Here is a 25825-nt window from a genome sequence, read left to right as displayed (position 1 = left end):
CGGAGCGCAGGCGGAGAAGGGAGGCGGACGTGGGGTGGTCGCTGGCATCGCAGCCGCGAGAGTTCGTGGCCCGGACCCATCTGCCCGCGAACGACACCGCCGCCCCGGCGGCCCGCGCCTTCGTGCGTGACGCTCTCGAGGACTGGAGCTCGCCCTCCATGCCCGCCTGGAAGAAGATCAGCCGGCGGGCCGTCGACGACGCCGCGCTGCTGGTGAGCGAGCTGGTGACCAACGCCGTCCTCCACGCCGGCACCGAGATCGAAGTGGTCTGCGTCCTCCAGGCGGCCCCGAAACCCTCCGCGGACGCCACCGCGGAGGAGAGCGGTCCGATGCACGTCGTCGTCGAGGTCGCCGACCAGCACCCTTCCCGCATGGTGCACAAGTCCAAGGACACCCGGCACGACTGGTACGGCAAGGGTCTGCGGCTGGTCGGCGCCCGCGCCGAGTCGTGGGGCGTGACCTATCGGCGCACCCAGAAGGCCGTGTGGTTCCGGATCGAGGCCATGCGCGAGGCCGCCGCGCCCCCGGCCGAACCCGCCGAAAGGGCGCTCCACCACGAGCTGCACATCGGCGAGCAACAGCCCGCGACCGAACTGCCCGACCGGGAGAGCGGATTCACGGAGTGGGTCGACCGGGCCGGTCCGTCCTATCTGGCCGAGGCCGGTGAGCTCCTCGCAGGCCAGCTCGACGAGGACATGGTGGCCGCCCTCGCCGCCCAGCTGCTCGTGCCGCGACTCGCCGACTGGTGCGGCGTGTGGTTGTCCACGGAGGGCGGCGGGATGCGGCTCTCGCGGGTGTGGCACGCCGACGAGCAGCACATCGACGTCCTGCGCCGGGCCCTGGAGGCGTCACCACCGCCCGCCCGGCTCGGCGCCAGGGGCCAGCCCTGGCCCTGGCCGTCCATACCGGACGGCGAGAACCGCGGCGGCTCCGCACTGGCCTGCTCCCTGACGACCGGAGGACGCCAGTACGGCGTACTTCTCCTCGGTCGGGCCGGAACTGTGCAGATCGCCCCCGGGGTGGCCCGCCTTGCCGAGGACGTCGCCCGCCGCGTGGCCCAGGCGATCGTCACGGCCCGCCAGTACACCCGGCAGACCACCATCAGCCGGGCGCTCCAGCGCAAGCAGCTGCCCGCCTCCATCGCCAGCATCCCGGGCGTGGACACTGCCGTCGTCTACGAACCGCACGGCGAGGACCAGACGGTCGGCGGCGACTTCTACGACGTCTTCCCCATCGGCGAGAACCGTTGGTCCTTTCTGCTCGGCGACGTCTCGGGACACGACGCCGAGGCGATGTCCGTCACCGGCTTCGCCCGGCACCTCGTCCGTCTGCTCGCCCGCGAGGGTCACGGCGTGGAGTCGCTGCTGACCCGGCTGAACACGGCCATGGCCGAGGAGAGCGTCGAGGCAGTGCAGATCAGCGGCGAACAGGCCCGGCCGCGCTTCCTGAGCCTGCTCTACGGGGAGTTGGAGACCGACCCCGCCCGTGCCGGTGCACGCTGCACCCTGGCCAGCGCGGGTCATCCGCTGCCGCTGCTGCTGTCGAGCGACGGGACGGTCGGCACCGCAGCCCATCCGCAGATGCTGCTCGGAATCGACGCGGACGCCACCTACACCACCGACTCCTTCCATCTCGGCGTGGGCGAGACGCTGCTGTGCGTCACCGACGGCGTGACCGAGCGGCGCAGCGGAGCCCGGCAGCTGGATGACGACGACGGCCTCGCGGAGGTGCTGCGCGACTGCGTGGGCCTCGCCGCCCGAGGCGTCGCCGAGCGGGTACGGCAGGCTGCGCACGATTTCGACACCGGCCCTGTGGACGACGACCTGGCGGTGCTGGTGCTCCAGGCGGTGCCCGTCCCGGCCCGGGCCCGGGTGCAGGGCCCGGCGCAGGCGGTCGACTGGGCCGGCGACGCGAGCTGATCACCGGGCCAGGCTCGGCCCGGTCTCCCCGGCCGTGACACGGTCCCGCGCCAGGCCCGGTCGTTGCGCAGCAGGACGAGGGCGACGTCGTCGGCGAGCCGCCCGCCCGTGTGCGTCATGAGCGCCCGTGCCACCCGCTCGGCCGCGGCTGGAGCCGCTTCGGCGCCGGTTCGTTCCCCGCCTGTCACGGCGTCGGCGAGCACGGGAGCAGCGGGAAGAACCGGCCGTGTGCGGACACGATCCAGATGCCCGGAAGGGCGGTACCGAGCACACGCAGCGCACGCCGGACAACCGTGGGTGCGCCGTCCACGCTGGTGCGGGTCATGCCCGACATCTGCTCGTGCCACGCATCCGGCCCCTCCGCGGGGTCGGCCCCGCCGGTGACGGGACCGGCCGTCCGGGAGGCTCGGTCGTCGCGAGCCGCTACCCCCGACCGACGCACAACGTGCACTCATCACCCGATCGGGACGGGGCATATACGCAACAGAGTTCACGGGAAAGCAGAGGGGCGCACACCATCATGCGGTGTGCGCCCCTCGTGCTGAGGTCCAGCGGACCCGACTCCCGGTCAGGTGCCGCGCAGGACCGCGCCCGTCTCGGCCGCGGCGGCCGCAACGGCGGCGTCGCGCGCGGCGGACGCCTCATCCACGGTCAGCGTCCGGTCGTGGGCGCGAAAGCGCAGCGCGTACGCGAGCGACTTCCGGCCCTCGCCGATCTGCGCCCCGGAGAACACGTCGAACAGCCGCAGGGACTCGAGGAGCTCACCCGCACCGGCGGTCAGCGCCGCCTCGACCCGCTCGGCGGGGACGGAGGAGTCCACGACCAGTGCTACGTCCTGCGTGGCGACCGGGAAGGCGGACACCCGCGGCGCAGGCACCGGCCCTCCTGCAGCCTCTTCCAGGACGTCCAGCTCGAGCTCCATCGCACAGGTGCGCTCCGGAACACCGAGCGCCTTGACGACGCGCGGGTGCAGCTCTCCGGCGTGGCCGAGGAGCACCTCCGCACCGTTCACCTCGGCGAGCAGGGCCGCACAGCGCCCCGGATGCCACGGCGCCAGCTGTCCCTGACGGACGATCAGCCGCACCCCGGCCTCCCGGGCCACGGTACGGGCCGCCTCGACCGCATCGGCCCAGAGTGCCGGCCGGCCCCGGCCCCACCAGCCTGCCTGCTCCCGGGAACCGGCCAGTGCGACGGCCACCCGGCGGGGCTGCCGGGGAAGCGCGGCGTCGAGCGCGGTCAGTTCGTCCGCGTCGGGCCGGCGGTCGACCGGCAGACGGACCGACGCCGCCGACGGGTCCCGGCCGTCGGGACGGAACACCAGCCCCGTCTCGAACAGCGCGAGGTCGTGCTCGCCGCGGCTGTGGTTGCGGCGCAGCGCGGCGAGAAGACCCGGCAGCAGGGTGGTGCGCATCGCCGGCTCGGTGTCCGAGAGCGGGTTGGCCAGCGTCACGACGCTGCGCCGCTCGTCGCCCGCCTCGATACCGAGCTGGTCGAGGACCGTCTCGCCGATGAACGGGTAGTTGAGCGCCTCGACGTATCCGGCTCCGGCCAGCGCCCGGCCCACCCTGCGGTGCAGCCGCTGGCGTGCGGTCAGCCCCTGGCCCGCGGGCGGGCGCGGCAGCGTGGAAGGGAGGTTCTCGTAGCCCTCGAGCCGGATGACCTCTTCGGCGAGGTCGTTCGGGTCGGTGAGGTCGGGCCGCCAGCTCGGCACCGTGACCGTGAGCGTGTCCGTGCCCTGCACCTCGCACCCGACCTGCCGAAGCCGGCGGACGACCGTCTCCCGGCCGTAGGCGACACCGGCGATCCGGTCGGGGTGATCGGCCGCAACGGTGACCGTCCGCGGCTGCGGCGGCGCACCGGCGACGGTGACACCGGCGTCCGCCGTCCCGCCCGCGAGCAGCACGAGGAGGTCGACGGCCCGCTGTGCGGCAGCCGGTCCGGCCTGCGGGTCGACGCCCCGCTCGAAGCGCTTGGCGGCCTCCGAGGAGAGCTTGTGGCGGCGCCCGGTCCTGGCGATGGAGACCGGGTCGAACCATGCGGCCTCGATCACCACCTCGGTGGTGCCCGCGGCCGCATCCGGCGGGACGTCCCCCGTGCCGGCGATCTCGGTGCCGGCGCCGCCCATGACCCCGGCCAGACCGATAGGCCCGCCTGCGTCGGTGATGACGAGGTCCTCGGCGTCGAGCACGCGCTTGGCGCCGTCGAGGGTGACGAGCTTCTCGCCCGGCTGTGCCCGGCGCACGCCGATCGCCCCCTGGATCCGGGAGCGGTCGTAGGCGTGCAGTGGCTGGCCGACCTCGAGCATCACGTAGTTGGTGATGTCGACGGCGAGCGAGACCGGCCGCATGCCCGCCTTCTGCAGCCGGCGCTGCAGCCAGAGCGGGGAGTGGGCCTCCGGGGCGAGACCGGTGACCGTTCGGGCGGTGAAGCGGCTGCAGCCCTCGGCATCGGCGATCTCGACGGGGTGGCCGTGGCTGTTGGGCGCGGGCACGTCGAGCAGTGCCGGGTCGCGCAGCGTCAGGCCGTACGCGGTGGCCGCCTCCCGGGCAACGCCGCGCAGGGAGAGGCAGTATCCGCGGTCCGGCGTGACGGCGATGTCCAGGACCTCGTCGACGAGTTCGAGCAGTTCGATGGCGTCGGTCCCCGGCTCGTGCTCACCGGGGAGGACGATGATGCCGTCGTGCTCGTCGGACATGCCCAGCTCGCTCGCCGAGCAGATCATGCCCTCGGAGGTCTTGCCGTAGGTCTTGCGCGCGGAGATGGCGAAGTCACCGGGCAGCACCGCCCCGGGCAGGACCACGACGACCTTGTCGCCCACGGCGAAGTTCCGCGCACCGCACACGATGTTCTGCGGTTCGCCGGTGCCGTTGGCGTCGCCGACGTCCACCTGGCAGTAGCGGATGGGCTTCTTGAACTCCGTGAGCTCCTCGACGGCCAGCACCTCGCCGACCACCAGCGGCCCCTTGAGGCCGGCGCCGAGCTGCTCGACAGCCTCGACCTCGAGGCCCGCCTCGATGAGTTTGGCCTGTACGTCACGACCGGTCTGCCCGGCCGGCAGGTCGACGTACTCCCGCAGCCAGGAAAGCGGGACCCGCATCAGATCTCCATCCCGAAAGGCCGGGTGAAGCGCACGTCACCCTCGACCATGTCTCGCATGTCCTCGACGTTGTGGCGGAACATCAGCATCCGTTCGATGCCGAACCCGAAGGCGAATCCGCTGTACTTGTCCGGGTCCACGCCACAGGCGGTCAGCACCCGCGGGTTGACCATGCCGCAGCCGCCCAGCTCGATCCAGCCCTCGCTGCTGCAGGTGCGACAGGGCCGGTCGGGGTTGCCGACCGAATCGCCCCGGCAGACGTAGCACTGCATGTCCATCTCGGCGGACGGCTCGGTGAACGGGAAGAAGTTCGGCCGCAGCCGGGTCCTGGTCCCCTCGCCGAACAGGGCCTGGACCATGTGGTCCATGGTCCCCTTGAGGTCGGCCATCGTCAGTCCCTCGTCGACGGCGAGCAGCTCGACCTGGGTGAAGACGGGGGTGTGGGTCGCGTCGAGCTCGTCGGTCCGGTAGACCCGGCCCGGGCAGACGACGTACAGCGGCGGCTCACGGTCCAGCATGGAGCGGATCTGCACCGGCGAGGTGTGGGTGCGCAGGACGATGCCGGTCTCGGTCTGCTTCGTCGCGCCCCTGCCGGCGGCTGTGTCCGGTCCGGCCACGAAGAAGGTGTCCTGCATCGCGCGCGCCGGGTGGTCCGGCGGGAAGTTGAGCGCGTCGAAGTTGAACCACTCGGCCTCGATCTCGGGGCCCTCGGCCACCTCGTAGCCCATGGCCACGAAGATGTCCTCGATGCGCTCGGAAAGGGTCGTCAGCGGATGGCGTGCCCCGGCCGGAGCCCGGTCGTGGGGCAGGGTGACGTCCACCGCCTCCTCCACCAGGACGCGTGCGTCGCGCTCCGCCTCGAGCTCCTCCTGCCGGACCTTCAGGGCCCGGCCGACCTCGCCGCGGGCTCCCCCGACGCGCTTGCCGGCGTCTGCCTTGGCGTGCGGCGGGAGGGCCCCGATCTCGCGGTTGGCGAGGGCCAGCGGCGAGCGGTCGCCGGTGTGGGCGACCTTCACCTCGCGCAGTTCCTCGAGGTCGTCGGCCGCGGCGAAGGCGGCCAGCGCCTCGTCCCGCATGCGGGTGATCTCTTCGGGTTTCAGTGCCTCGACCTCGACAGGGTCGTACGACTTATTCGGTGCCGACATCTCTTCCCGTGTTTTCCGGTTGGCTGGCTGCGCTCCCCTTCGCCTCGGTTCCGCGGTGTCCGGCGGAGGCCGAGCGCGAGGCCCCACTCGGCGGCGCGGCTGCCGAAGGTGCCGGAGGCCGAGTCTACGGGGCTCGGAGCAGGTGTGAGCGTCACGGGGCGCCCGTGGACCGCTTCAGGCCATGAAGGCCGGCGTGCCCACGGGCAGGGTAAATCGGAACTGTGCGCCGCCGGCGGGGGCCCGGCCGACCGCGATGGTCCCGCCGTGCGCCTCGACGATCCCCTTGACGATGTAGAGCCCGAGCCCGGTGCCGCCGCGCTTGGAGCCGCGCCAGAAGCGGGTGAAGACGCGGCTCATCGACTCCTCGGGGATGCCGGGTCCTTCGTCGCTCACGGTGACCGATGTTCCTTCTGCCGTTCCGGCGATGGGGTCGGGTGCCACGTCGATGGTGACGGTTCCCTCGCCGTGGCGCACGGCATTTTCCAGCAGGTTGCCCAGTACCTGGTCCACTTTGTCGGGATCGGCCCACAGGTCCGGCAGCGGACCGGCGACGTGCACCCGGAACCGGTCGGCGCTGTGGCCCGCCCCGGTCTGCGCGTTGACGTGCCGCTGGACCGCCGCGGCCATGTCCACGGGCTGGCGCCGCACCTCCAGTCGGCCCGAGTCGATACGGGAGATGTCGAGCAGTTCGGCAATGAGGCGGGTGACGCGGTTGGCGTCCGCGTTGACCGTCTCGAGCATCAGCCGCTTCTGGTCGTCGGTGAACCGCTCCCACTTGGCGAGGAGGGTGGCCGTGAAGCCCTTCACCGAGGTGAGCGGTGACCGCAGTTCATGGGCGACCGTGGCGATGAGCTCGGCGTGGCTGCGCTCGGTCCGCCGGCGGGCCTCGGTCCCGCGCAGCATCACGACCACCCGCTGGACGGGCCCGGTCGGATAGGCGCGGACGTACCGGGCGGAGACCATGACCTCGCGTCCGCCGGGAAGCAGGAGGTTCCGTTCGGGGTGGCCGAGCCGGATGTTCAGCCCGCGGTAGGGATCGGTGAGATCCCACCAGCGACGTCCTTCGAGGTCCTCGAGCGGCAGGGCCCGCTCGAGGGGGAGGCCGACGGCCTCGGTGGCGGGTCTGGCGGTGATCCTGGCTGCCGCGGTGTTGAAGACGACCACGGTGCCGGTCTCGTCGGCGACGACGAGGGCGTCCGGCAGATCGTCGGGCCGCAGTCCGGAGCCGTTGAAGGGCGCGGAGCAGCAAAGCTGCGGGTCCGGGCCGGGCGTACTGCGTCCGGACGTCCCCACCCTCATCTCGTGCCCCCTCCCCCTGCCCCGGGGTAGGGATCCTACTAGGCGGACGTCACGGAACGACACCCTCCGGATGCACGCTGCGCACGGGCGGAGGTGTAGAGGCACACTGCCGCGGCGGTGGCGAGGTTGAGGCTTTCGGCCCGGCCGTGGATCGGAACCCGCACCACGTCGTCCGCGAGGGCGCGCGTTTCCTCCGGAAGCCCCCAGGCCTCGTTCCCGAAGACCCAGGCCGTGGGACGCGCCAGGCTCCCCTCGTCGAGCTCGGTGTCGAGGTCCCGCTCACCCGCGCCGTCGGCCGCCAGCACCCGGACGCCGGCGCCCCGCAGCCCGCGCACGGCCTCGTGGACCGGCACGCCCACGGCCACCGGCAGGTGGAACAGGCTCCCCACCGAGGCGCGGACGGCCTTCGGGTTGTAGAGGTCCACCGAGGCGTCGGTGAGGATCACGGCATCGGCTCCCGCGGCGTCGGCGCAGCGCAGCACGGTCCCGGCGTTTCCGGGGTCCCGTACGTGGGCGAGGACGGCGACCAGGCGCGGCCGGGCGGCAAGGATCTCCTCGAACGGGGAGTCCAGGAAGCGGCAGACGCCGAGGATGCCCTGCGGGGTGACGGTCTGCGAGATGCCGGCGATGACGTCCTCATCCGCGATGTGCACCCGGGCCCCCGTGGCACGCGCTGCTTCGACGATGCCCGCGTACCGGTCCGCGGCCTCCGCCGTGGTGAAGAGTTCGACGAGGGTGGGCCTCTCGCCACTGCGGTGCTCGACCGCCTCCCGGACGGCCTGTGGGCCCTCGGCGATGAACAGGCCTTCCTTGGCACGGAAGTTGCGCTTCACCAGACGCCGGGCGGCGGTGACGCGCGCGGACCGCGGAGAGATCGGCTCGGGCGTTCCCATGAGCGGCGGCTCGATTCTGTGATGGCGGCACTGGGGCTGCGGTTCCGGGGGTGCGGTGCCCGACGGGCCGCCGGCGGGCGGGCAGACGGAAGCGGACCCGCAGGCTGGGCCTGCGGGTCCGTGTCTGTCCTCGGAAGGCTGTGATCAGGCGGCCTTCGGGGCGTTGACGTCGCTCGGCAGCGCCTTCTGCGCCACCTCGACGAGGGCGGCGAAGGCGTTGGTGTCGTTCACCGCGAGCTCCGCCAGCATCTTGCGGTCCACCTCGATGTTGGCGGCCTTCAGACCCTGGATGAAGCGGTTGTAGGTGATGCCGTTGGCGCGGGCAGCGGCATTGATCCGCTGGATCCACAGCTGACGGAAATCGCCCTTGCGCTTCTTGCGGTCGTTGTAGTTGTAGACCAGGGAGTGGGTGACCTGCTCCTTGGCCTTGCGGTACAGACGCGACCGCTGGCCGCGGTAACCGCTGGCCTGCTCGAGGATCGCCCGGCGCTTCTTGTGGGCGTTGACCGCCCGCTTGACGCGTGCCACTTGTTAACTCCTTGTACGGGGCCGGCGTCGGCGCTTCGACGCACCCGGCCCGGAAACGAACGGGTCCCGGTGTCGGACGGATGCCCCGTTCCCACCTCGCGCGGAGGTGCGGGGCACCGGCCTCACTTGCCGAGAAGCTTCTTGATCTTCTTGGCGTCGGCCGGAGCCATCTCCGTCGAGCCGGTGAGGCGGCGCGTCAGCTTGGACGACTTGTGCTCGAGCAGGTGGCGCTTGCCGGCACGCTCGCGCATCACCTTGCCCGAGCCAGTGATCTTGAAGCGCTTGCTGGCACCACTGTGCGACTTGTTCTTCGGCATCGCGCCGTACTCTCCTCGTCGGTGGCGCCCCCTGCGGTCCGGGGACCGGCATGCGGGGGCGTCAGGTGTGTCGGTTGTCTCGGGCGATCCCCGTGCGGGATCTGCGGCCCGGCGTCACGCGTCGGCAGGCTCCTCGACGGGGTCGCCCGTCGCGCCGCCGTTGCGCTCGGCCTTGCGGGCCGCCTGTGCCTCACGGGCCTCGGCCATCGCCTCGGTCTTCTTCTTGTGCGGACCGAGGACCATGATCATGTTGCGGCCGTCCTGCTTCGGGTTCGACTCGACGAACCCGAGATCCTGGACGTCCTCCGCCAGACGCTGCAGCAACCGGAAGCCCAGCTCCGGCCGCGACTGCTCGCGACCACGGAACATGATCGTGATCTTGACCTTGTCGCCCTGCTTGAGGAACCGGACGACGTGACCCTTCTTGGTGTCGTAGTCGTGCGGGTCGATCTTCGGCCGGAGCTTCATCTCCTTGATGACCGTGTGCGCCTGGTTCTTGCGCGCCTCACGGGCCTTCATGGCCGACTCGTACTTGAACTTCCCGTAGTCCATGAGCTTGCACACGGGCGGACGGGCGTTCGCCGCGACCTCGACCAGGTCGAGGTCGTACTCCTGCGCGAGTTCCAGTGCCTTGGCGAGCGGCACGATACCGACCTGCTCGCCACTGGGACCCACGAGTCGCACCTCGGGAACTCGGATCCGGTCGTTGATGCGGGGCTCGGCGCTGATGGGGCCTCCTCGGTTGCACCACGCGACCGCCTGGCGGACAGCCGCGTAACGTCTGTTCTGTCGACCACCGCACCGAGGCGCAAAAAAGCCCCGAACGAACACAGGCGGGGCTCCTCGTGTACCGGGAACACCGCCACGGCTCGCCGCGGGGCGCATCGACTGCCCGGTCGCCGGGGATGTCCCCGACGCCTTCAGCCTGACCGGTGACCCGCCGACCCCGAGGGCCGGCCAGGTGGGAGAGCGGAGCCTCCACTTGCGGGCCGGTCACATCAGTGTCCGGCCGGTCGTTGCACCAGCATACCAGCCGTCCGAGGCCAGGTCCCACTCGCGTCCGGCGGGGCCATAGGCTGATGGGGACCGCACCCCCGACAGAGAAGCAGGACCATGAGCGACGCCACTCCGCAGCAGCCGGCCCCGGACCCCCGACAGGAGCAGGCGCCGGACTTCGACGCGATGACCCGCGACATCGCCGACGTGCCCGCGGTCGAGGTCATCACGACGGTCGCCGTGCACCTGATGAGCGCCGCGGCGGTCAACCTCGGCCTCTCCGAGGACGGCGGCGAGCACAAGGACCTCGACGAGGCCCGGAAGCTGATCACCTCGCTGGCCGGACTGGTCACGGCCTGTGCCACCGAGGTGGGCTCGTACCACGCCGGGCCGCTGCGCGACGGCCTGAAGTCCCTCCAGCTGGCGTTCCGCGAGGCGTCCGTGGTCCCGGACGAACCAGGTCAGGGACCGGGCGAGAAGTTCACCGGACCCGTCCACGGCTGAGCGCGGCCCGCCGCCGCGGACGGCACCCGGCCGGCTTACATGGGGGTCAGGGCCCCTGGGACGGCCCGCCCGGCGACGGGGCCGGGCCGTCCGGGGGCGCCGGCGGCTCGCCGTGTCCGGCCACCGGGGCCGCCCCGTCGTCCGGCCGGGTCGGCACGGCCGCCCCCATGCCCGCGAGAGCGTCCAGATGCGTGACGCGATGGACGACCGCCGCGAGTGCGCCGCCCACCAGCGGCGCGACGATGAACAACCACAACTGCGAGAGGGCGTCCCCGCCCGCGAAGATCGCCGGCCCGAAGCTGCGCCACGGGTTCACCGACGTCCCGGTGAGCGGGATGCCGACCAGGTGCACCACGGTCATGCACAGCCCGATCGCCAGTCCCCCGAATCCGGTCACCGTCAGGTGGTGCGTGACCGCGAGCCAGACGAAAACCAGCAAGAAGGTCATCATGACCTCGGCGAAGAACGCGCCGCCGGTGTCCACCCGCAGCGCCGAGCGGTCTCCGTAGCCGTTGGTCCCGAACGCGCCGCTGGTCTCCAGCCCGGGCACCTGTTTGGCCAGCAGGAGCAGCAGCGCCGCACCCGCGATGGCACCCGCGAGCTGGGCGACCCAGTACTCGATCGCGGTCCGGAGCGCGATCCGCTTGCCGATCAGCATGCCGAGGGTCACGGCAGGATTCAGGTGGCTTCCGGAGATCGGCCCGAACGTGTAGATCAGCGCGAGCATCAGGAAGCCGAATCCCAGGGCGATTCCCACCGTGCCGATGTACTCGGCCCCCAGGACCGCCGCGCCCACGGCGAAGAACACGAGCAGCAAGGTGCCCAGGAACTCCGAGACGACCGTGCGCATGTCGATCTCGGACAGGGCCACCGGGGACCGCGTCTCCATAGCGCCTCCCATGCAAAGATCACGGATCTCCCTGCATTGTGGGGCGCTCCCGGCGATCACGCCCGCCGGACGAACAGCGCATTCCCGGGAAGCGGGGTGTCCTCGGGCAGCAGCGCGAGGTCGAGTCCCCGCACCAGGCGGCCCCGCAGCACCTCGTCGGCGGCCAGCGCGGCGGCCACCCGCTGCATCGTCTCCCTCGGCGGTACATCCGGCATCGGAGTGAGAGCCAGGGTCCCGTCGGCGCCGTTCCCGGCAACCAGTGCGGCGCCGCGCACTCCCGGCTCGGCCGCGACGACGGCCCGGACCGCTTCGACGACGGCGGGGTCGGCCACCGGAGCGGCCGAAGTCCGGCCCTCCGCCAGAGCGGTCAGTGCCGGTCCGCTGAGCTGGAACGTCACAGGTCCCGCGATGTCCAGCACGATCGTGTCGGCGTTCTCGTGCGCCGCCGCCCGAAGGGCCTGCTGCAGCGGTACGGCGACCGGACGGGCCTGCGGGTCCCAGCGGGCCAGCGTCGCGGCGGAGGTGAAGGCCGGCAGCGCCCGGCGGCCGCCCGGGCCTCGGAGGGTGGGGACGGCCATGTCACTGCTCTTCTCCCGGCGCAGACCGTCCGGTCCCGTCTCGGCCTCGCCGAGCACGGCGACCACCGGGACGAGCAGCCGGGCTCCCGGAAGCGCCGCGAGCACCTGCGGCCCGGCCGAACGGTCGTCGCCGTACGCGGTCAGGGCCGCGGCGAGCGACGCGTCGGCGGAGCCGTCGTCGTCGGAGAATCCGGGGTCAGGGATGTTCTTGAGCACCCGACGAGACTATCCGGCGCCCCGGACCGGCTCCCTACGGCCGGGGCGGGTCACTGCTCCCCGGGGCGGCGCCGGAGTCCGCCTCGCCACAGCACGTACGCCCCCACGAGCAGCCCGGTTCCGGCGACGCCGGCCGCGGAGGCCAGCCACAGCGATCCGCTACCGGCGGACACCGCGGTGTCCGGTCCGGGCCCGAAGTACCGCTTGCCGTAGGAGGCGACCGCCGGCCGCTGCGGGCGCGGCTCGATCGAGCTCCCCTTCCCGAGAGCCGCGGCCGGATCGATCAGGCCCGCGCCGCGGTCGTCGCTGCGGCCCCCCTGCGGTGCGTTGCGTGCCGTGTCCACGAACAGCTTGCGGACCTGCGCCGGGCTGAGCCTCGGGTACGCGGAGCGGACGAGCGCGGCCGCACCGGAGACGAACGCGGCGGCGGCGCTCGTCCCCCAGCCCTCGTAGTAGCGCCGGTCGGGGTCGGCTATGACCACGTCGACGCCGGGGGCGCTGACGGTCGCGTACCAGCGCCTGGTGGAGAACGCCGCGCGCCGGCCGTACCGGTCGACCGCGGTGACCGCGATGACCCCCGGATAGGCGGCGGGGTAGGAGACCGGGTCGCCTTCCTTGCCGCCGTTGCCGGCCGAGGCCACCACGACCGCCCCCTTGCGCAGGGCGTACTGGACGGCGGCGTCCTCCGTCGGCTCGGGATGCGCGGAGCTGCTGTCGTCGCCGAGCGACAGATTGATCACGTCGGCGCCGTGGTCGACGGCCCAGCGGATGCCCTCGGCCAGCGCCGCTCCGCGCTCGCTGCGGGCCTTCTTCCGGTCGGGGTCGCCGTCCTCGAGGATCACGCGGACCGGGAGGATCTTGGCCTCCGGTGCCAGGCCGAGCACGCCCTCGGATCCGCCGGGGCCGTGTCCGCGACCGGCAATGATGCCGGCCATGGCCGTGCCGTGGCGGGCCCACTTCGACTGGCCGCGCGCGGCTCCGAATCCGACCAGGTCCTTTCCCGGGAGGACCTGACCGGCGAGGTCCGGGTGCTGGTCGTCCACCCCGGTGTCCAGGACGGCGACGACGACGCCGTGGCCCTTCGCCGTGCGCCAGGCGTCCTGGGCATGGAGTGCGTCGAGCGCCCACTCCTGGGCCTGGATGCCGTCGGCATGCGCGGCGGTGGGCGGCAGCAGCGCGACGCCCGCGGTCAGGACGGAGACCAGGACTGCCCGGCCGAGGCGGCGGACCCGGCCCGATCCGGCCACGGGCGCGCCGCGCGTGCGACGGGTCATGGGGTGTCCTCCGCTGCGGGGCCGCTGCTCTTGCGCAGCCGGCGTTCGATCCGGTCGGCGATGGCGCTGGCGTCGTGTCCGAGTCCGGACTGGGCGGCTGCCGAGTCGGCGCCCGGCACGGTCGCCTCGACCGCGGGGACCGGACGGGCCACCGTGCGGCCGTCGGCGAAGCCGGAGACGGCGTAGACCACGATCGGCACATCGGTGAGCACCCGGATCGTCCAGCTGGCGCGCTGGCCGGGGCCGAAGCCGGCGGCCGGAGTGCCTTCGGCCGGGTAGGGGCGCGGGACCAGGTCCGTGCGCTTCCGGAGACCCTCGCTGCCGAAGCGGCGCTGCAGGGTGCGCATACCGCGGGGGTCGGTCTCGGTGACGAGCAGGCCCACGGTGATGACGCTGCTGCTCGTCGCGTCGGTGTACGTGGCGCGCAGCAGGCGCTCGCATCCGGCCGGAGAGAGCACCTTGGTCAGCAACGGGTCGAAGGCGCCCCGGCAACCGCTGTCGGGGGCGACGGCGATCCGTGTCCAGGTCCGGTCGGCCTTGCCGGGACCGGCGTCCTCCCCGTAGAGAGTGCGCGGGAAGATCGTGTCGACCGGAAGGGTGTGCCAGAGCGATCTGGCTTCCCCGAAGTCGGGCGCTGCGGCGCTCTCGTCACCGTGCAGCACGGCCCCGGCCACCGCGCCGCCGAGCAGGCCGAGACCGAGGACGAGGCAGGCGCAGATTGCCGCGGCCCGGACCGGGGCCCGGCCCAGTCCGGCCCGCGGGATGCCCGCCCAGCCGCGCAGGCCTGGCATGTCGGGAGCCGGTGCGGCCGGCGCCGGACTGCCGAACGGGTACGGCACGGAGCCGGCGGCCGGAGCGGGGGCCGTCGGTGCGGTCGGCGGCCCGGGGGGTGCCGCCGGGACTGCCGGAGCCGCAGGCCTGGCCGGGGCGCCGGGGAACCGGGTGGTGGGGCCGCCCCGCGGAGCGGGGATCGTCTGCTGGGGAGCGGCGGGAGCGGGACGTGCGGGCGGTTCGGGCCCGACATCGGCGGGTGTGGGTGCCGGGGCGGACGCGGTGTCGGCCGCCGGGCGTTCGGGCCCGGACGCCGGGGCGTCCGTGCGCCGCGGGGCCGCCGTCGGGCGCGGCGGTATGGGGGGCGGCGGCACTTCGGAGGGCAGCTCCGAGGCCGATGACGGTGCGGTGGGCGGGGCGATGGTGTCGCGGGTGCGCTGTGCCTCGGCGCTCATCCGCCCCCCTCGTGCTGTTGTACCTGCCCGTGCCACCGATCGCCTTCAGGGGCAGGGCAGTTGCCGTGATGATCATGCGGGACCGTTCCTCACCGCACGGCGCCACTTTACGGGGAGGTCCCGTGCGGTCGGCAACCCGCTCGGCCCCGAGGCCGGTTTGTCCCAACCGCACCTCTACCGGGGCCGCAACCCACTCTGGCAGGGTGTGACCATGCCCGGTCCCGACGCCGTCAGGGCCCGGTACGACCGGGCCACCGCCCATCTCGACGCTCCTCTCGCCCTCGTCGACCTTCAGGCGTTCGACGCCAACGCGGCGGATCTGGCACGCCGCGCCGGGGGCAAGCCGATCCGGGTGGCGACGAAGTCGGTGCGCTGCCGGGCGCTGCTGGAACGGGTGCTGGCTCGGGACGGGTTCGCGGGCGTCATGACGTTCACCCTCGCCGAGTCGCTGTGGCTGGCGAAAGCCGGATTCACCGACGTCCTGCTGGCCTATCCGTCGGCGGACCGTTCCGGGTTCAACCTGCTGACCTCCGACTCCGAGCTCGCCGCGACCGTGACCGTGATGATCGACGACACGTCACAACTCGACCTGGTGGACGCAGCGCGTGGCGGCGGGGCCGAGGTCCGGGTGTGCCTGGACCTGGACACCTCGCTGCGGCTGGCGGGCGGCCGGGTGCGGGTGGGGGCGCGCCGCTCCCCGTTGCGCTCACCCGGGCAACTCGCCGCGCTGGTGGCCGAGGTGACCCGGCGGCCGGGGTTCCGCCTGGTCGGACTGATGGCCTACGAGGGCCACATCGCCGGAGTCGGCGACGCAGTGGAGGGACGGCCGCTGCGCTCCGGCGCGGTCAGGCTGATGCAGGCGGTCGCGCGCAGGCAGCTGACGAGCCGGCGGGCCGAGGCCGTGCGGGCGGTGCGATCGGCGGCCCCGGGCCTGGAATTCGTCAACGGCGGGGGTACCGGCAGCGTTCAGCACACGGCGGCCGAGGGTGCGGTGACGGAGGTGGCGGCCGGCTCGGGACTCTTCATGCCCCGGCTGTTCGACGGCTACAGCTCTTTCCGGGGACGCCCGGCGGCACTGTTCGCTCAGCCGGTGGTGCGGCATCCGGGGCCGGGGGCGGTGACGGTACTGGGGGGCGGATATCCGGCGTCCGGCGCGGCCGGCGCGGATCGCCTGCCGGTCCCGTACCTGCCCCGAGGACTGCGGTACGACCTGCAGGAGGGGGCCGGTGAGGTGCAGACCCCGCTGCTGGGGGCGGCTGCGGATGATCTGCGGACCGGCGACCGGGTCTGGTTCCGCCATGCGAAGGCCGGTGAACTGTGTGAGCGCTTTGCCGAGTTGCACCTGGTGGACGGCGACCGGGTGGTCGGATCGGTGCCGACGTACCGGGGCGAGGGCCGCACCTTCCTTTGACCGCGCCTGTCCCTGAGGGGAGGGGATTCCTGGCACGGGCCGCCTCCCGAGGCGGCGCTTCGGGGAGTCCTGCGCCCTCGACCGGCGGACACGGCTCCGCACGGTTCAGGTGCAGGTGCGTTCGGACAGCGGCCGTGCGTGCTCGGTTGTCGTTCCGGGCCGGGCGCAGGCCGTGGTGGTGTGCACGGGATGCACCCTGCAGACCGGCGGTCCCCCTCGCCCTCCGAGATCGTGTACCTCCCCGGAGGTCGCCTGCGCCGCTCCCCCGGTGGACGCCGTACCGCCCCGGCGGCAAGAGGCCCGCACAGCCACCGGAAAGTCAGGTGGGCACGGCCGGACACCGCCGGGGCGGTCGGCCGGATCCGGGCCCCTCGCGGGGCCCGGCCCGGGCGTGCACGGGGACGGGTCTCACATCGGGGTGACGTAGGCCCCCGCGATGCCGCCGTCGACGAGGAAGTCGGAGGCGTTGATGAACGACGAGTCGTCACTGGCGAGGAAGGCGACGGCCGCCGCCATCTCCTCGGGTTCGGCGAACCGGCCCATCGGCACGTGCACCAGGCGGCGCGCCGCACGCTGCGGGTCCTTGGCGAAGAGCTCCTTCAGCAGCGGGGTGTTGACCGGCCCGGGGCACAGGGCGTTGACCCGGATGCCCTCGCGGGCGAACTGGACGCCCAGTTCGCGGGACATGGCCAGCACGCCGCCCTTGGAGGCCGTGTAGCTGATCTGCGAGGTGGCGGCGCCCATCCGGGCCACGAACGAGGCCGTGTTGATGATGGAGCCCTTCCCCTGGCGCTGCATGTAGGGGATGGCCGCCTTGCAGCACAGGTAGACGGAGGTGAGGTTGACCTCCTGGACGCGCCGCCAGGCGTCCAGCCCGGTGGTGAGGATGGAGTCGTCGTCGGGGGGCGAGATCCCGGCGTTGTTGAAAGCGACGTCCACCGAGCCGTAGGTCTCGTACGCCGTGCGGAAGAGGGCCTCCACCTGGTCCGCGTCGGTGACGTCCACCCGGACGAACAGACCTTCGACCTCGTCGGCGACGGTCTTTCCGGCCGCCTCGTCGATGTCGGCGCAGACGACGTCGGCTCCCTCGGCGGCGAAACGCCGGGCGGTGGCCAGCCCGATGCCGCTGCCGGCTCCGGTCACGACGGCGGTGCGGCCGACCAGGCGGCGGCACACGGGGGCGGCCGGGGCCTCGGTGGCCGGGGTCTGCTCAGTCACTGCGCTGCTCCTCGGTGTCGATGAACACGTTCTTGGTCTCGGTGAATGCGGTGAGGGCCCCGGGTCCCAGTTCCCGGCCGAGGCCGGACTGGCCGAAACCACCGAAGGGCGTCGAATACCGCACGCTGCTGTGCGAGTTGACGGAGAGGTTGCCTGCCGCGACCCCGCGGGAGACACGGACGGCCCGTCCGGTGTCGCGGGTCCAGATGGAGCCGGAGAGGCCGTAGTCGGTGCCGTTGGCGAGCCGGATCGCGTCCTCCTCGTCGTCGAAGGGGAGCACGACCGCCACCGGGCCGAAGATCTCCTCGACTGCGGCCGGGTGGTCCGGGGAGTCCGGCGTCAGCACCGTCGCGGGGTACCAGAAACCCTTGCCGGCGGGGGCGTCACCACGGAACGCCACGGGCGCGTCGTCGGGGACGTATCCGCGCACCCGTTCCAGCTGTTCCGCCGAGATGAGCGGACCCATCTCGGTGGCAGGGTCGGCCGGGTCACCCACGCGGAACGCCTTCACGGCCGGCTCGAGGAGCTCGAGGAAGCGGTCGAAAACGCCGCGCTGGACGAGGATGCGACTGCGGGCGCAGCAGTCCTGGCCGGTGTTGTCGAGGAACGAGCCCGGGGCCGATGCCGCCGCGCGCTCGAGGTGGGCGTCGGCGAAGACGATGTTCGGGTTCTTGCCGCCCAGTTCGAGGGTCACCCGTTTCACCCGGTCGGCACACTTGGCCATGATCTGCTTCCCCACGGCCGTGGAGCCGGTGAAGACCACCTTGGCGACGCCGGGGTGCTCCACGAGGGCGTTGCCGGCGACCCGGCCCGCTCCGGGGAGCACCTGGAACAGACCCTCCGGGAGCCCCGACTCCAGCCCGATCTCGGCGAGCCGGAGAGCCGTCAGCGGAGTCAGGTCGGCGGGCTTGAGGAGGACGGCGTTGCCGGCCGCGAGGGCGGGGGCCGTGCCCCAGGCCGCGATCGGCATGGGAAAGTTCCAGGGCGCGATGACGCCGACCACGCCCAGTGGCTCGTGGAAGGTGACGTTCAGCCCGCCGGCCACGGGGATCTGGCTGCCGTTCAGCCGTTCCACCCCGCCGGCCGCATACTCCAGGAGGTCGCGGGCGTTGCCCGCCTCCCATCGCGCGTTGCCGATCGGGTGCCCTGCCTCCGCGACCTCGAGGAGGGCGAGTTCCTCGAGGTGGTCGTCGACGGCGGCGGCGAAGCGGCGCAACTGCCGGGCCCGGTCGGCGGGGGCGAGGGCGGCCCACGACCGCTGCGCGCGGGCGGCCCGCGCGACAGCGGCGTCCACGTCCGAGGGCGTGCTCGCGGTGACGGTGGCGACGACTTCCTCGGTCGCCGGGTTGATGACGCGGTTCTCCTGCAAGCTGTTCCTCACATGCGCTCGAAGGAGCGGTAGCGCTCCCAGTCCGTCACGGCCGTGTCGTAGGCGTCCTGTTCGACACGGGCCATGTTGAGGTAGTGGTCGACCACCTCGTCCCCGAAGGCCTCCCGCGCTATCGGGCTGGCTCCCCACAATCCGGCTGCCTCGCGCAGCGTGGCGGGGACGTGCTCAGCGTCTCCGGTGTAGGCGTTGCCGGTGCACACCTCGGGCAGTTCCAGCTCGTGCTCCACGCCGTACAGACCGGCTGCCACCATGCCCGCGATCGCGAGGTAGGGATTGACGTCCCCGCCGGGCAGCCGGTTCTCGAAGCGGTGGGACCGGCCATGGCCCACGACCCGCAGCGCGCAGGTGCGGTTGTCGGGGCCCCAGGCCACCGCGGTGGGCGCGAAGGAGCCCGGCCGGAAACGCTTGTAGGAGTTGATGTTCGGTGCGTAGAGGAGGGTGAAGTCCCGCATCGCGGCGATCTGGCCGGCCAGGAAGTGGCGCATGACCTTGGACATGCCGTACTCGCCGGTGTCGTCCGCCATCACGGGCTCTCCGGAGCCGTCGCGCAGCGAGAGGTGGATGTGGCAGGAGTTGCCCTCCCGCTCGTCGTACTTCGCCATGAAGGTGAGCGACTTGCCCTCCTGCGCGGCGATCTCCTTGGCGCCCGTCTTGTAGACGCTGTGCTGGTCGCAGGTGATCAGGGCCTCGTCGTAGCGGAAGGCGATCTCGTGCTGGCCGAGGTTGCACTCGCCCTTCGCCGACTCGACGATCATCCCGGCCGCGCCCATCTCGTTGCGGATGCGCCGCAGCAGGGGTTCCACCCGGCCGGTGCCGAGGATGGAGTAGTCGACGTTGTAGTGGTTGGCGGGGTTCATCCCGCGGTACCCGCGCGACCACGCCTCTTCGTAGGAGTCGTCGAAGACGATGAACTCCAGTTCGGTGCCCGTCCATGCGGTCCAGCCGTGCTCCGCCAGCCGGTCGAGTTGGCGGCGCAGCACCTGGCGCGGTGAGGCGACGACGGGCAACCCGTCGTGCCAGCTCAGGTCCGCCGTGACGAGGGCGGTGCCGGTGTTCCAGGGTGTGCGGCGCAGGGTGCTGAGGTCGGGGCGCATGGCGAAGTCGCCGTAGCCGCGCTCCCAGGAGGACATGGTGTAGCCGTCGACGGTGTTCAGGTCGACGTCCACGGCAAGGAGGTAGTTGCAGCCCTCGGTGCCGTTGTCGAGGACGTCGTCGAGGAAGAAGCGGGCGGCGAACCGCTTGCCCTGGAGCCGGCCTTGCATGTCGGTGAAGGCGAGCACAACGGTGTCGATCTCCCCGGAATCGACCAGCCTGCGCAGTTCTTCGACGGAGAGCGGGGGCGTACGGTCTGCCACGGCGATGGCCTCCTGGCTTCGACGGAATGCCCGATGGCCGCTCCCGGACGGTGCGCCGCATCGGATGCCATAAGGTATGCACAAGAACCATTGCTTGGGAAGAGGTGCCGCGAGAGGCACGCCGAGGAGGTGGCGGTGAGTTCGGCAGACCGTGGGGAGGGGACCGTCGTGGACCGGCTGGCGTCGGTGCTGCGGCCGGTGCGCGCGGGCAACGGCTTCGAGGAGGCCCTGGAGCAGATACTCCAGGTCGTACGGCTGGACCTGGTACCGGGTGGACACCGGCTGCCCTCCGAGCGCGAGCTCGCCGAGATGCTGGGCATCAGCCGCGTGACCCTGCGCGAGGTGCTGCGGGTGCTGCACGAGCAGGGGCTCGTGGAGTCCCGGCGCGGCCGGTACGGCGGCACGTTCGTGCGGCAGCGCCCCGAGCTGCCCACCGGCGCGGCGGAGGCAGAACTCCGGCGACGGGTGGAGACCGTCGACCTGGAGGACACGCTGAGGTTCCGTGAGGTCCTGGAGGCGGGGGCCGCCGGGCTGTGTGCGGAGCACGGCCTGGACGACGTGCAGGCCCGGCGGCTGCGCTCGGCGCTGGCGGCCACGCACGACGCCCCGCTGGCCGGCTACCGCCGGCAGGACACCATGCTGCACCTGACCCTCGTCGAACTCTGCGGCTCCCCCTCGCTCGCCGCCCGGTACGCCGCCGTGCGGGCCGGCCTCAACGAACTGCTGGACTGCATCCCGCTGCTGGTGCGGAACCTGGAGCACTCGCAGCAGCAGCACGCCGCCCTGGTCGAGGCGGTTTTGGACGGCGACGCCGACGCGGCCCGCGCGACCATGCGGGAGCACTGTTCCGGGACCGCGGCCTTGCTCCGGGGATTCCTCGCCTGAGTCCGGGGCAGGCGAAAAGTTGCCCGGCGTTGACCACCCGCCTCTTGCGTTCCCCTGCCGATGCGGCAAAGGTATGGCCTCAAACCTTTGCCCCCAGGCAGGAGATCCCCCCATGGCCGAAGGCACGGATTCGCGCATACCGTCCCCGACCGCAGCGAAGAGCGACGGCACACCCGCCGGTGACGACACGTATCTCGAGCGCCGCGAACTGCGCCGCGGCAGTGCCGGCTGGCTACTGCTCACCGGCCTCGGCGTGGCCTACGTCGTCTCGGGTGATTTCTCCGGCTGGAACTTCGGACTCGCCGAAGGCGGCTTCGGCGGACTGGCCATCGCCGCGGTCCTGATGGGGCTCATGTACACCTGCATGGTGTTCGCGCTGGCCGAGCTGGCTTCGGTCCTGCCGACGGCCGGCGGCGGCTACGGCTTCGCCCGGCGCGCGCTCGGCACCTGGGGCGGCTTCCTCACCGGCACGGCGATCCTCATCGAGTACGTGCTCGCCCCCGCGGCCATCTCCATCTTCATCGGCGACTACGTCGAGTCGCTGCGGCTCTTCGGTCTCGAGTCCGGCTGGCCGGTCTACCTTGCCTGTTTCGCCGTCTTCATCGGCATCCACCTGTGGGGGGTCGGCGAGGCGCTGCGGTTCAGCTTCGTGGTCACCGGCATCGCGGTCGCGGCGCTCGTGATCTTCGCCCTCGGGGCCGTCACCGAGTTCGATGCCGGCAAGCTCAACGACATCCCGGTCGAAGCGAGCGCGTTCGGCGGGAACTCCTGGCTTCCGTTCGGCCTCCTGGGCATCTGGGCCGCCTTCCCGTTCGGCATGTGGTTCTTCCTCGGAGTAGAAGGGGTTCCGCTGGCGGCCGAGGAGACCAAGGACCCCGCCCGCACCCTTCCAAGGGCGATGGCGCTCTCCATCGGCATCCTGCTGGTGCTGGCCCTGGTGACCTTCGTCGTGACGACGGGCGCCCACGGCTCCGATGCGGTGAAGGACGCCGGCAACCCGCTGGTCGCGGCGCTCGAGGGGGACAGCGGCCCCACCGCGCTGAGCCGGTTCGTGAACTACGCGGGCCTGGCCGGCCTGGTCGCCTCGTTCTTCTCCCTCATCTACGCCGGCTCCCGTCAGCTCTTCGCGCTGTCCCGGGCGGGCTACCTGCCGCGGTTCCTGTCGCTGACGAGCCGCCGCAAGGCGCCGTACCTCGGCCTGCTGGTCCCCGGTGCCATCGGCTTCTCGCTGGCTGCCGCGACCGGTGACGGGGCCCGCATGCTCAACGTCGCCGTGTTCGGCGCCACCATCTCCTACGCCCTGATGTCGCTGTCGCACATCGTGCTGCGGCGGCGGGAGCCGGAGCTGCCCCGTCCCTACCGCACACCGGGCGGCGTCGCCACCTCCGGAACGGCGTTCGCGCTGGCGCTCTCCGCGCTGGTGGCCACGTTCCTGGTGGACAAGGAGGCGGCGTTCATCGCTCTCGGCGTCTACGTCGTCGCCCTCGCCTACTTCGCCTTCTACAGCCGCCACCGTCTCGTCGCCGCCGCTCCCGAGGAGGAGTTCGCAGCGCTGGCGGCGGCCGAGGCCGAACTCGACCGCACCTGATCCGTACCCGCCCGGAGGACCCGTGACCAAGCCCCTCATCGGCATCAGCACCTACCTCGATCCATCGGTGCGATGGGGGGTCTGGCACCTTCCTGCGGCCCTGCTGCCCGCCGGCTACCACCTGCTGGTGCAGCGGGCGGGCGGACTCGCCGCCATGCTGCCGCCGGACGACCCGGCGGCAGCGGCGGAGACCGTCGTCCGGCTGGACGGGCTCGTCGTCTCCGGCGGCCCCGACGTCCAGCCGGTCCGCTACGGCGCCGAGCCGCATCCGCGGACGGGACCGCCCGCCCTGGAGCGGGACGCGTGGGAACTCGCTCTGATCGAGGCGGCGTTGGCGGCCGGAACGCCACTTCTGGGCATCTGCCGTGGCATGCAGCTGCTCAACGTCGCCCTGGGCGGTACTCTCCTGCAGCACCTCCCCGACACGGTCGGGCACGACGGGCACGCTGGGCCGCCTGGGGTGTTCACCGGCCATCCGGTCAAGCCCGTTCCGGGCACGCGGTACGCCGGGGCCGTGCCGGAGACGGCGAACGTGCCCACCTATCACCATCAGGGCGTGGACCGGCTCGGCCGCGGACTGCGGGCGAGCGCGCATGCCGAGGACGGCACGGTCGAGGCGATCGAGCTGCCGACGTCCGCCGGCTACGTCATGGGAGTCCAGTGGCACCCGGAGGCCGGCGACGACCTGCGGGTGATGCAGTCCCTGGTCACCGCGGCCCGAAACGACTGACGACCCGGGCAAGAGCTGTTTCCGCAGCTCGGAAGGGCCCCACCGCTCCCGGGCGGCGGTGCCCTTCCGCCTCTGTGCCGCGGTCACGGACGGTCACAGGACCTGCGGTGAGGGCGGCCACGAAACCCTTGACCCGAAAATCCCGGACTGATAGATACGAGCAGACGTCATTCCATACGAATCGTGCGTTTCCCTCCATCATTGTCCGGATGTCCCACCATGAACCACCACGCAGTCACCCCGCCCGCTCCGCTGTGCTCGCACGCCGGCCCCTCCGCACGCCCCGGCCCCGGGCCCGATCCTGGAGCGGGATGATCTACTTCACCGGCTGGACGAACACGGACGGACGCGTGATGTCCGTCCGGACCCGGACGTTCAGCGCACCGACCACGATCGACTCCGTACCAGCCGCACGGCGCCGGGCCCGGTCCGAGCTGGCCGGGTGCGGCCTGAACATCGAACACCCGGTCCTGGGCGCTGCCCTCGTCGTTTTCTCCGAACTCGTCACCAACAGCGTGGTGCACGCGGCCGGCCACTCCTCGCACTTCTCGGTGACCATCACCGTTCGCCCGGGCACCCTGGTGATCGCCGTCCACGACCGGCACCCCCACGTCCCCGGTCTCCGCCCGGAATCGGCCGGTCACGACGACTGCAACGGCCGCGGGCTCAACCTCGTCGCCCACCTCAGCGCGGAGGCCGGCGGCCATGCCGAGACCGTCCCGGACCCGGACGGCGGCGGGAAGACCATCCGGGCCTCGCTCCCCCTGCCGGCGGAGGCAAGATCCCCGGACGGCGCGACCGGCCTCTGAGCGCCCCTCCCCCGCCGCTGCCGACCCGGCCCCCTGCGCTTCGGCGGCTGTCCGGCACGGCAGGCACGCCGGGCCGATTCCCGACAGGCGCTTCGTCCGGCCCCGGGGGGTGCCCCGCCGGGCCGGTTGTCCGCCGGACCGGGGCCGGGCGGCTCTGCTCAGGCCGCCCCGTCGGAGCGACACTGGTGGACGGGGACGGGATCCGTCCCGTAATCCCCAGGCGTCAGGTGGGCGGCAGCCGAGTGGACGACCGGTCCACGCCGGCCACCCGGGCCGCCAGCCAGGGAGGTGGCGATGAACGGCTCGGTCCGGATCGGTCAGATCCTCGGGGTTCCGCTGCGCATGCACTGGAGTGTGCCCCTGCTGATCGTGCTGCTCGCCTACACCCTGGGGCGCGAGACGCTCCCCGTGTGGACACCGGGAAGATCCGCGACCGTCTACACGGTCGCGAGCGTGGCAGGTGCCGTCCTGCTCATGGCCAGCCTGCTCGCACACGAGGCCGCTCACGCCGCAACCGCGAAGCGCAGCGGGGTGCCCGTGCAGGACGTGACGCTCTGGGCACTGGGCGGCATGACCAGAATGGACCGGCCCGGGACGGCCCGAGTCGCGTTCCGGGTCGCCGTCAGCGGACCGGCCGTCAGCCTGATCGTCGGTGGCGCCGCCTACGGAGCCGGGATCGGCATCCATGCGTGGCTCGGCTGGGCGCTGCCCGCCGCCGTACTGGTGTGGCTCGGGGGGGCCAACGTACTGCTCGGTGTGTTCAACCTGCTGCCGGCCGCCCCCTTGGACGGCGGGCGGGTGGTCCAGGCGCTGCTGTGGTGGCGTACCGGCGACCGGGAGCGTGCTGAACGCGCGGCTGGGCGCAGTGGACAGGTCCTCGGTGTTCTGCTCCTCGTGCTCGGTTGGATCACCTTCGTCCGCGGCGCACCGGGGGGCCTGTGGCTGGCACTGATCGGCTTCTTCGTGATGGTGGTCGCCGGCGCCGAGCGCAGGCAGGCGGTGCTCACCACGACACTCAGCGGCGTACGGGTCTCCGACGCCATGTCCGCTCCCGTGGCCACCGGCCCCGACTGGGTGAGCGTGGGCCGTTTCATCGACGAGGTGGCGGCCCGCTCGCGCCACTCGGTCCTGCCGTTGCTGGATTTCGAGGGGCGCCCGAGCGGGGTGGTGTCGCTGGCGCGGCTGGCGCGGGTGCCCGTTCCGCAGCGGGAGAGCCTGCGGGTTCGGGACGTCGCCGTCCCGCGGGCGCAGTCCACGTTCGCCACGGCGGACGAGCCGCTCGCCGACGTCCTGCAGCGGGGCCGCCCGGGAGTGGCCGGGCTGCCCGTCCTGGTGGTCGACGGCGAACACCTGGAGGGGATCGTGACCGCTCACGACGTGAACCGTCTGACGCAGAAGCGCACGCTGCGCGGGGCGGCGAAGGGCTGACCGGGAGGCGGGCCTGGCCGGCGACGTCGACGGGACGGAGCGCCGGCAGACGGGCGCCGTCCACGGTTCCTCCGTCGCGGTCCCCGCGATTCCCGGCGTCCCGGCAACGCAACGGGTACGGCATCATCGG

At 72.4% G+C, this 25825-nt stretch carries 23 protein-coding genes; 8 read left to right on the top strand and 15 right to left on the bottom strand.

Annotation, left to right across the window (positions count from 1 at the left end; translation table 11 throughout):
* The first annotated feature begins 29 nt into the window (after positions 1 to 29).
* Entirely contained in the window at positions 30 to 1919 is a 1890-nt protein-coding gene (locus M1E25_RS06805; RefSeq protein WP_251411222.1) for a SpoIIE family protein phosphatase, read from the top strand.
* 184 nt (positions 1920 to 2103) lie between these two features.
* On the opposite strand, the gene M1E25_RS06800 is transcribed toward M1E25_RS06805, so the two are convergent.
* The 8 genes from M1E25_RS06800 to infC form a co-directional block, all read right to left on the bottom strand.
* Positions 2104 to 2244, bottom strand: a complete 141-nt coding sequence (locus tag M1E25_RS06800; RefSeq protein ID WP_251411218.1) for a hypothetical protein — start codon at positions 2242 to 2244, stop codon at positions 2104 to 2106.
* A gap of 243 nt (positions 2245 to 2487) precedes the next feature.
* Positions 2488 to 5016, bottom strand: coding sequence for a phenylalanine--tRNA ligase subunit beta (gene pheT, locus M1E25_RS06795; protein ID WP_251411215.1), 2529 nt, complete (start codon positions 5014 to 5016; stop codon positions 2488 to 2490).
* Positions 5016 to 6161, bottom strand: a complete 1146-nt coding sequence (pheS, locus tag M1E25_RS06790; protein ID WP_251411212.1) for a phenylalanine--tRNA ligase subunit alpha — start codon at positions 6159 to 6161, stop codon at positions 5016 to 5018. Before pheS ends, pheT begins: the two co-directional genes overlap by 1 nt.
* Positions 6162 to 6335: 174 nt before the next feature.
* Positions 6336 to 7460, bottom strand: a complete 1125-nt coding sequence (locus M1E25_RS06785) for a sensor histidine kinase (protein ID WP_251411209.1) — start codon at positions 7458 to 7460, stop codon at positions 6336 to 6338.
* A gap of 38 nt (positions 7461 to 7498) precedes the next feature.
* Positions 7499 to 8353, bottom strand: a complete 855-nt coding sequence (locus tag M1E25_RS06780; RefSeq protein WP_251411206.1) for a TrmH family RNA methyltransferase — start codon at positions 8351 to 8353, stop codon at positions 7499 to 7501.
* A gap of 144 nt (positions 8354 to 8497) precedes the next feature.
* A complete protein-coding gene (gene rplT, locus M1E25_RS06775; protein WP_251411203.1) occupies positions 8498 to 8881 on the bottom strand; it encodes a 50S ribosomal protein L20 in 384 nt (127 codons plus the stop codon).
* 122 nt (positions 8882 to 9003) lie between these two features.
* Positions 9004 to 9198: a 50S ribosomal protein L35 gene (gene rpmI, locus M1E25_RS06770; RefSeq protein ID WP_251411198.1), complete on the bottom strand. Its 195-nt coding sequence runs from the start codon at positions 9196 to 9198 to the stop codon at positions 9004 to 9006.
* 114 nt (positions 9199 to 9312) lie between these two features.
* Positions 9313 to 9927 (bottom strand): translation initiation factor IF-3, encoded by a 615-nt coding sequence (gene infC, locus M1E25_RS06765; RefSeq protein WP_251411376.1) that lies wholly within the window; start codon positions 9925 to 9927, stop codon positions 9313 to 9315.
* A gap of 384 nt (positions 9928 to 10311) precedes the next feature.
* Here infC and M1E25_RS06760 point away from each other — a divergent pair, with 384 nt between their 5' ends.
* Entirely contained in the window at positions 10312 to 10698 is a 387-nt protein-coding gene (locus M1E25_RS06760; RefSeq protein ID WP_251411196.1) for a DUF1844 domain-containing protein, read from the top strand.
* Positions 10699 to 10744: 46 nt separating this feature from the next.
* On the opposite strand, the gene M1E25_RS06755 is transcribed toward M1E25_RS06760, so the two are convergent.
* Genes M1E25_RS06755 through M1E25_RS06740 form a run of 4 tightly spaced genes read right to left on the bottom strand, consistent with a single transcriptional unit; the run spans position 10745 to position 14446 of the window.
* On the bottom strand, positions 10745 to 11587 hold the full coding sequence (locus M1E25_RS06755; RefSeq protein WP_285830468.1) for an aquaporin: 843 nt from the start codon (positions 11585 to 11587) through the stop codon (positions 10745 to 10747).
* Between the two features lie 56 nt (positions 11588 to 11643).
* Positions 11644 to 12381: an SseB family protein gene (locus tag M1E25_RS06750; protein ID WP_251411193.1), complete on the bottom strand. Its 738-nt coding sequence runs from the start codon at positions 12379 to 12381 to the stop codon at positions 11644 to 11646.
* Between the two features lie 50 nt (positions 12382 to 12431).
* Positions 12432 to 13655, bottom strand: a complete 1224-nt coding sequence (gene mycP / locus M1E25_RS06745) for a type VII secretion-associated serine protease mycosin (RefSeq protein WP_251411190.1) — start codon at positions 13653 to 13655, stop codon at positions 12432 to 12434.
* Positions 13652 to 14446 carry a hypothetical protein gene (locus M1E25_RS06740; RefSeq protein ID WP_251411187.1) on the bottom strand — a complete coding sequence of 265 codons (795 nt, stop codon included), beginning with the start codon at positions 14444 to 14446 and terminating at the stop codon, positions 13652 to 13654. Before M1E25_RS06740 ends, mycP begins: the two co-directional genes overlap by 4 nt.
* A gap of 646 nt (positions 14447 to 15092) precedes the next feature.
* Here M1E25_RS06740 and M1E25_RS06735 point away from each other — a divergent pair.
* The gene (locus M1E25_RS06735; RefSeq protein ID WP_251411184.1) at positions 15093 to 16292 is read left to right on the top strand and encodes an amino acid deaminase/aldolase; all 1200 of its coding nucleotides are present in this window, start codon (positions 15093 to 15095) and stop codon (positions 16290 to 16292) included.
* Positions 16293 to 16700: 408 nt separating this feature from the next.
* Here the strand turns inward: M1E25_RS06735 and M1E25_RS06730 are convergent, their stop codons facing one another.
* The 3 genes from M1E25_RS06730 to M1E25_RS06720 are packed head-to-tail and all read right to left on the bottom strand — an operon-like array spanning position 16701 to position 20255.
* Complete coding sequence (locus M1E25_RS06730; protein WP_251411181.1) at positions 16701 to 17510, bottom strand: 3-oxoacyl-ACP reductase; 810 nt, start codon at positions 17508 to 17510, stop codon at positions 16701 to 16703.
* On the bottom strand, positions 17503 to 18879 hold the full coding sequence (locus M1E25_RS06725) for an aldehyde dehydrogenase family protein (protein WP_251411178.1): 1377 nt from the start codon (positions 18877 to 18879) through the stop codon (positions 17503 to 17505). Before M1E25_RS06725 ends, M1E25_RS06730 begins: the two co-directional genes overlap by 8 nt.
* 8 nt (positions 18880 to 18887) lie before the next feature.
* Positions 18888 to 20255, bottom strand: a complete 1368-nt coding sequence (locus M1E25_RS06720) for a glutamine synthetase family protein (RefSeq protein WP_251411175.1) — start codon at positions 20253 to 20255, stop codon at positions 18888 to 18890.
* 135 nt (positions 20256 to 20390) lie between these two features.
* Here M1E25_RS06720 and M1E25_RS06715 point away from each other — a divergent pair, with 135 nt between their 5' ends.
* The 5 genes from M1E25_RS06715 (at position 20391) to M1E25_RS06695 (ending at position 25695) form a co-directional block, all read left to right on the top strand.
* Positions 20391 to 21140: a FadR/GntR family transcriptional regulator gene (locus tag M1E25_RS06715; protein WP_251411172.1), complete on the top strand. Its 750-nt coding sequence runs from the start codon at positions 20391 to 20393 to the stop codon at positions 21138 to 21140.
* Between the two features lie 112 nt (positions 21141 to 21252).
* Positions 21253 to 22728 carry an ethanolamine permease gene (eat, locus tag M1E25_RS06710; protein ID WP_251411169.1) on the top strand — a complete coding sequence of 492 codons (1476 nt, stop codon included), beginning with the start codon at positions 21253 to 21255 and terminating at the stop codon, positions 22726 to 22728.
* A gap of 22 nt (positions 22729 to 22750) precedes the next feature.
* Positions 22751 to 23458 (top strand): gamma-glutamyl-gamma-aminobutyrate hydrolase family protein, encoded by a 708-nt coding sequence (locus M1E25_RS06705; RefSeq protein WP_251411167.1) that lies wholly within the window; start codon positions 22751 to 22753, stop codon positions 23456 to 23458.
* 311 nt (positions 23459 to 23769) lie between these two features.
* Positions 23770 to 24267, top strand: coding sequence for an ATP-binding protein (locus tag M1E25_RS06700; protein WP_251411165.1), 498 nt, complete (start codon positions 23770 to 23772; stop codon positions 24265 to 24267).
* Positions 24268 to 24561: 294 nt separating this feature from the next.
* Positions 24562 to 25695, top strand: a complete 1134-nt coding sequence (locus tag M1E25_RS06695; protein WP_251411163.1) for a site-2 protease family protein — start codon at positions 24562 to 24564, stop codon at positions 25693 to 25695.
* The last annotated feature ends 130 nt before the right edge of the window (positions 25696 to 25825 follow it).

The organism is Streptomyces meridianus (assembly GCF_023703325.1).
In the GTDB taxonomy this organism is placed as follows: Bacteria; Actinomycetota; Actinomycetes; order Streptomycetales; family Streptomycetaceae; genus Streptomyces; species Streptomyces meridianus.
The sequence above is the reverse complement of the archived record's forward strand: the minus strand, read 5'-3'. Positions and strand labels throughout refer to the sequence as shown.

Coding starts and splice junctions, on each gene's coding strand:
- M1E25_RS06800 (WP_251411218.1), bottom strand. CDS start 2,244: ATGACCCGCACCAGCGTGGACGGCGCACCCACGGTTGTCCGGCGTGCG.
- pheT (WP_251411215.1), bottom strand. CDS start 5,016: ATGCGGGTCCCGCTTTCCTGGCTGCGGGAGTACGTCGACCTGCCGGCC.
- pheS (WP_251411212.1), bottom strand. CDS start 6,161: ATGTCGGCACCGAATAAGTCGTACGACCCTGTCGAGGTCGAGGCACTG.
- M1E25_RS06785 (WP_251411209.1), bottom strand. CDS start 7,460: ATGAGGGTGGGGACGTCCGGACGCAGTACGCCCGGCCCGGACCCGCAG.
- M1E25_RS06780 (WP_251411206.1), bottom strand. CDS start 8,353: ATGGGAACGCCCGAGCCGATCTCTCCGCGGTCCGCGCGCGTCACCGCC.
- rpmI (WP_251411198.1), bottom strand. CDS start 9,198: ATGCCGAAGAACAAGTCGCACAGTGGTGCCAGCAAGCGCTTCAAGATC.
- M1E25_RS06760 (WP_251411196.1), top strand. CDS start 10,312: ATGAGCGACGCCACTCCGCAGCAGCCGGCCCCGGACCCCCGACAGGAG.
- M1E25_RS06755 (WP_285830468.1), bottom strand. CDS start 11,587: ATGGAGACGCGGTCCCCGGTGGCCCTGTCCGAGATCGACATGCGCACG.
- mycP (WP_251411190.1), bottom strand. CDS start 13,655: ATGACCCGTCGCACGCGCGGCGCGCCCGTGGCCGGATCGGGCCGGGTC.
- M1E25_RS06740 (WP_251411187.1), bottom strand. CDS start 14,446: ATGCCAGGCCTGCGCGGCTGGGCGGGCATCCCGCGGGCCGGACTGGGC.
- M1E25_RS06735 (WP_251411184.1), top strand. CDS start 15,093: ATGCCCGGTCCCGACGCCGTCAGGGCCCGGTACGACCGGGCCACCGCC.
- eat (WP_251411169.1), top strand. CDS start 21,253: ATGGCCGAAGGCACGGATTCGCGCATACCGTCCCCGACCGCAGCGAAG.
- M1E25_RS06700 (WP_251411165.1), top strand. CDS start 23,770: ATGATCTACTTCACCGGCTGGACGAACACGGACGGACGCGTGATGTCC.
- M1E25_RS06695 (WP_251411163.1), top strand. CDS start 24,562: ATGAACGGCTCGGTCCGGATCGGTCAGATCCTCGGGGTTCCGCTGCGC.